This window comes from Rivihabitans pingtungensis (genome assembly GCF_003201855.1).
Lineage (GTDB): Bacteria > Pseudomonadota > Gammaproteobacteria > Burkholderiales > Aquaspirillaceae > Rivihabitans > Rivihabitans pingtungensis.
Window position 1 is genome coordinate 1 of the sequence record NZ_QJKI01000031.1, and the last position, 5,912, is coordinate 5,912.

Annotated in this window: 5 protein-coding genes; all 5 read left to right on the forward strand. The window is 52.3% G+C overall.

Features of this window, described 5'->3' with window-relative positions:
• Positions 1-915: hypothetical protein (locus tag DFR34_RS17235; RefSeq protein WP_158281854.1), on the forward strand; the 915-nt coding region annotated here is incomplete at its 5' end.
• A 639-nt stretch (positions 916-1,554) separates the two neighbouring features.
• A complete protein-coding gene (locus DFR34_RS16995) occupies positions 1,555-2,964 on the forward strand; it encodes a TolC family protein (RefSeq protein ID WP_146215174.1) in 1,410 nt (469 codons plus the stop codon).
• Positions 2,948-4,216, forward strand: coding sequence for an efflux RND transporter periplasmic adaptor subunit (locus DFR34_RS15325; RefSeq protein ID WP_211309450.1), 1,269 nt, complete (start codon positions 2,948-2,950; stop codon positions 4,214-4,216). The genes DFR34_RS16995 and DFR34_RS15325 overlap by 17 nt, the downstream gene beginning before the upstream one ends.
• Positions 4,217-4,514: 298 nt before the next feature.
• The gene (locus DFR34_RS17000) at positions 4,515-4,946 is read left to right on the forward strand and encodes a hypothetical protein (protein WP_146215175.1); all 432 of its coding nucleotides are present in this window, start codon (positions 4,515-4,517) and stop codon (positions 4,944-4,946) included.
• Positions 4,947-5,021: 75 nt separating this feature from the next.
• On the forward strand, positions 5,022-5,912 hold an 891-nt coding region (locus DFR34_RS17245), incomplete at its 3' end, for a hypothetical protein (protein WP_211309451.1).

The following is a 5,912-nucleotide window of genomic DNA, read 5'->3' on the forward strand; positions in this document are numbered from 1 at the left end:
GCTTGTCTCTGGCAGGCTTTAAAAAGCGACATCTTCTTTTCAAGAGGCTACATCATGAAGCATGTGTCAAGTTCTGCCAGCCAGATTACCACGCAAACATTATCTGCGTATCGCGAGGCCAATAAGAATGCCGAGAAAGCTCAGACAGGATCAACTGCCAGTGGCACAAGCCTAAATCGCAGCGATGTAACCGTGTCCAAACAAGCTTATAGCCAGTCTAAATTTGACTCATATGAGATGATGGATCGGGATGCTCTAAAAAAAAGAGGGATTGAGCTATTGGATCAACTGTATATTTCCGGTTCAAAAAAAGCCAATGCCGAAGTGCCGAATTCTGATGATCCGGTGCGTTTGGCCAGGGCAAAGCAAGCAACGGCTTTTATTTGTGGTCTTCATGGCTCTAACTTTGAAAGCCATGCAAAAAATCCCTTTGCAGGGCTCTCGTCTGATGATTTAAGTAAAATTATTTATGATGATTCAGGTGCGTATACAATTAATGAACGGTCAGCTGCTTTGAGTGAGCAGCAAAAGCAAAGATATAACTATTGGGCACCGATTATTAACGAAGCCTTTTCTTCTGGGGACTATAGAAAAGTATACCGTTCGGCTATTGATTATCATGACAAACTTTCTGCAATAGAAAAATCTTTTGCTCCAGTGGGTTATCGTGAAAATTTATTGGTTGAATTAAAAAAAGAGGAGGAAAAATTTGGCCGTCTATCTATGCCGGCAGATAATGTATCCTTGCTCCAAAAAACCAATAAAAAAGAACCTGCCCAAAAGTTGGATGTATTAAAATGTCTGGAGGTGCCGGGCCAAAATATTTATGAAAAATTGAGTTCACTCGGAGGGGGGCAGGCTAAACCGTCTATTTTTAGAGTTACGTGGGAATCAATTGTTCAACAAATTAAATAAAGGTAATAGGCCGATGAAGTTTTTACAATACTCTTCAGTTGCCGTGCTGCTGGCTGCTGTTATGCCAGTTCATGCTACGGATATTAATGTCACCATTAAGAATGCAGGGGCGGTACAGATAAAAAACAGCCCCTCAGGTAGCAATGATAGTTCTACACAATTAAAGTCAACCCCTACACCATTGTCTATTATCTCGCAAAATGCGAGAGACATGTTTACGGTGAGGAGCCCATATAGCAATAGCGCCTCGGCTACATTCACCTACACTGCTGGCAATAAAAAGTGTGCATTCTCCACTTCGGTGACCGTGATGCCTCGCCCGTGGTGGGCGCCTCCTGGCTCTGATACACCCGGACAAGCCACATGGTCCAAGACCGCCACCTCTACGGGGCTCTCCCCGGCCACATGCCAAGCGACCATCACCGGGATGAACTTTCAAGACTACAGCTACTCAGTTGAATTCACCATGAAGTAACCGGGTGTTCATGACGGGGCCATTTGCGGCACAATGATGGCTCCGTCATAGCTTGTTGCACCCAAGGCGCTATCTTGCTTGCTTATTTTTTTGTTCCTGCATGGCTTGTGTTGGGCTGCCTGCTGTGCGTCTCCTCGGCGCAAGCTGCGCCGCCGCCGCTATTTATGCCGCCTGTCGCTGCCCCGGCCTCTTCTTCTGCCGCCAGTCGCACTCTTGCTCTGGAAGAAGCGGTGCGCATTGGGTTGGCGTTCAATCGCACCATACAGGCGGCTTACCTGGGGCGTGATACCCAGTGGTTTGATCTGTATGTGGCCGAAGGCAAGTTCATTCCCAAAACTACCCTGTCCGGCAGTTATAAAACCCTGTCCGGCGCAGGGGGACGTGCGCGCCAGATTGATGGCGGGGTCACGTCGTCGCTGGCTTTGCCCACCGGCGGAACCTTATCGCTGTCCACGGCGCGTTCGCTGTTGCCAGAACAAGGCCAGCGCAGCACTTTGTCCAGCCTGACGCTGACACAGCCTTTGTTGAAAAATGCCGGCTGGGCGGTGGCCATGTCGTCTATTGTCCAGGCGCGGCTGAATGATGCGTCCAGTCGGATTGGCCTGCAAAACACCGTGGCCCAGACCGTGGCACAAATCATCTATAGCTATCGTAATCTGCTGCGTGCGCAAGAGCAGATCAAAATTGCCGATGACAGCCTGACGCGCGCGCGGCGCTTTCTGGAGATGAATCAGGCCTTGGCCCAGGCAGGACGAATCCCGCCCGTGGACGTGATTCAGGCTGAGGCCGATGTCGCCAATCAGGCCTTGGCGCTGGAGGAAAACCACAACCAGCTGGATAGCCAGCGGCTGGAGCTGCTGAATCTTTTGTCGCTGGACTTGGACACCGCATTGACTGCCCAAGCTGATGCCTGGGGCCTGGCGGTTCGCCTGGCCACCCCCGAACAAGTGGACGCCCTGATTGAGCAGCACCCCGATTATTGGGCTGCCCGTTTGTCGCTGGCGCGCGCCCGGCAGCGTGTGCTGTTAGCGAATAATCAGCAGTTATGGGATGTGGCGCTGGTAGCGGGGCTCACTCAGGCCCAGGGGGGCGCCAATCAGGGGGAGGCGAAAAAAGTAGACAAATACCTTGGCGCCCAGCTCAGCATTCCTCTATTTGACCGCAGCATTGAACAAGCCCGCGTCAGCGCAGAAAACGATCTGAAAACCGAAAAAATACAACTCGCGCAAACCGGGCAAACCCTGCGCGGCAAAATTCTAAACGCCATGCGCAATGTGCAAGCCAGAGCGCGCCAGGCGGAATTGGCCGACAAAGCCGCTGAGCTCACCCGGCAAAAACTCCAGGCTGAGCAGGAAAAACTCAAATACGGCCGTTCCAGCAGTTTTCAGGTGATCTTGTTTGAAAACGACCTGCGCGCCGCAGAAAACAATCGCTTGAATGCGCGCCTTGCTTATCTGAACAGCCAAGTAGAATGGCTGCTGGCCACAGGCAAACTGCTGGACGCCTGGCAGGCGCCGCTGATCAGCCATGCCGATGTGCAAACCCTGCTGGAGGCCGATGATGAAGATGCCTGAATGGTGGCGCGTCCGTCCAGGCAAGCGCACCCTGGCCGCTTTGCTCGTTCTGATCTTGCTGGCCATGGCCATATATGGCGGCTGGCGCGCCAGTGGCGCGGCGGATGTCGGCCCTGCTGGGCAAACCTGGCAAGTTCACCGCGAAGATGTTGATCAGCAACTGGCGCTGGTGGGGGTGGTGGAGTCCGCCCGTGTGATTCAGCTGACCGCGCCATTTGATGGCGTGGTGACAGAAAAACGCTTTCAGCATAATCAACTGGTGAAGGCCGGCGACGCCTTGCTGCACATCGACGCCAGCGAATTGGCCCAGCAACGCGCTGAAGCCGAAGTGGCCTACCTGAAAGCCCAGGAACAGCGTCGCTTGTTTGATCACCTGGACAATGTGCCCGACATCAGCCGTGCCCGGCGCAATCTGGCCTTGGCGCAGGCCGCGTGGTCCAATGCCCGCAAAAAGGCGCAGGAAACTGCCTTGTTGTTTGATAAGGGCATTGTCTCGCGTAATGAGCGCGACGACAGCGAAGAACAAGCCCGCCAGCAGGCGGCGTTGGCGCAATCCGCCACAGAAGAACTGGCCTCCGCGCAAGAACGCTTCAATGCGGTGCAAAAGCAGGTGGCTGAGGTCAATCTGGCCGCCGCCCAACATAAATATCAAGCCTTGCTGCACGCCGAACAAAACAACCCACTGAAAGCCCCCATCAGCGGCGTGGCCTTGGTCAGTCAACCCGCCCAAAGCGGACAAACGCCAGTCGAGCGCGGCAGCCGGGTGACGCGCGGCCAGCCTTTGCTCAATCTGATCGACCCGGCCAATTTGGTGGTGGCGTTTAAAGTGGACGAGATGTTGGTGCGTCGTCTGCAAGCTGGGCAAGAAGTGCAGTTTTATAGCGATGTGCTGGGCCAGAGCCTGCGCGGTTCGGTGTCGTTTATTGCCGCCCAGGCCTCGCCAGTGCTCTCAGCCGCCAAAAGCGCCGAATTTGAGGTGCGTGCTGAACTGGCGCATGCACAGACCCGCCAACAGGCCGCATTGATTGGCTCTACCGGCAAACTGAGCCTGGTCTTGCCCCTGTGGCGCCACGCCATCGCCATTCCTGTGGCGTTTTTGCAGGACAGCGCACAAGGCCCGCAGGTGTATGTGCGTTTTCCGGATGGCCAGGTGCGCCCGCGCAGCGTGCAGGTCGGCGAGACACAGGATGGCAAGGTGGAAATTCGCGCCGGGCTGGCAGAGGGTGAAATGCTGATGACGCCGCCGCTTTGAATTCCCCGATCCAAGAAATGACGAATAGCCTGTTTGTTGGATTAATGATGTCAATGGTTTTTTTATGGGCTTTAAGCCTGGTGCAGCAATATTAAGTATTTTTACTTGGTTTGGTTTGGTGTGGCACAGTACAAAATCAGTATAACTACCTATTTTTCTCATGATTTTGGCAAGAAAACAACATATGGCTATACTGAAAATTGACGGCATCAGTTGGGCATGTTTAGGATAGTGATCAGGTCTCTCTCATGCTGAACATGAGAGAGGTTCCAATCTTGACAGACCAAAAGGACTCATCATGAAGAACATGAAAAAATGGATAGCAATCTGCGCCATGCTCGGCGCAGCAACACAAACTCACGCCGTGGTAGGGTCGTGGACGAAACAAACAGCACATTACCCCATTTACTCCAGTGGAGGGTATGCCGAGATGCCGTTCAATGCGCCAACTTCGATGCCGACGCTGACTTCTTTTATCACGTCGGTTACATATCAATGGACGGGGTATGGGAATGGAAACACGGTACGAAAAGTTGAGATTTGCTATTCAAAAAAGTACTCAACAACAATTAGCAATTGTTGGGAGATTTCTAACAGACAGCAAGATACTATCCATAATTTTGATGGACTAGATGCTTCAGGAAAATTCTGGATTCGGCACCGTATTTCCGGAGGAACTTATCCAGCCATCTCCAGTGCATTAGATACTGTAACGGTCATGCATCAATGATACTTTGACTCTGCGATAGGGAAATATTTGATTCCCTGTCGTAAAAATGTAGATGATGGATTTAGGGAGAGTATCATGACCACCAGAGTAAGCAGCAGTTTAGCAACGACTTCCACCGCCACCTTAACTCCCGCTGCCACGGTAGCCACATCCAGCAGCCAGGCCACCAGTCAATCCAGAGGGCATGCCCTGATGCTGGAACGTTTGTGGCGGATCAAAGACCCTTCCGCGCCTGAGCCAAAAATCTTGTATACCGTCACAACAGACATGTTGTCTGGCAATTCGTTTGATTTTTTGACTTACTCTGACCGGCGACTACTGGAGAAAGTCTACTCCTACGCAGAAGAAAATAATATTGACTTGGAACAAGTGGACTTACTGGCTTTTGATATGGCAGGTTACCGCATGGCTGGCCCAGGTGGACATCTTGCCAGTAAACCTGGGAACGCCTATGGAGTGGAAGGAAAGTGGGTGATTAATGCATTTGATGAGCGAGACACCAAGCTCGCTTATCAAATCAAAAACGGGAAAGCCATGTTGAGCACTGAATTTGACAGAGGCTATCTCGATGAAGCATTGGATCCTGAAAGGGCACCTACCCATGGCGTTGATTTTGCTTTTTTGGCAAAGATGGTCAAACAGTTTTCTGATCAAGCTGGGCAACCAGATGAAAATATCCAGATGCCGGATGACCCTAATCGGCGCTATGCAGAACCAGGAATGGGCTACTATCTGGTTGAAACCCTGAACGGCAAAAAACCGCCGACCCACCCGGATAATCTGGCCAAAGGCGGCGATGACAGCACCAATGTGCTGAATTATCTGACCAAGCAGGATCGCAAAAAGCTGCTGGCGGCTTATAAGATGCTGATGTCACTGGGCATGAGCACCGAGCAACTGGATCAAACCGCCACCCGGCTGGGCGCCACGCGCATGCGCGAAGCCACTGGCGTGGTTGCCCCCGTC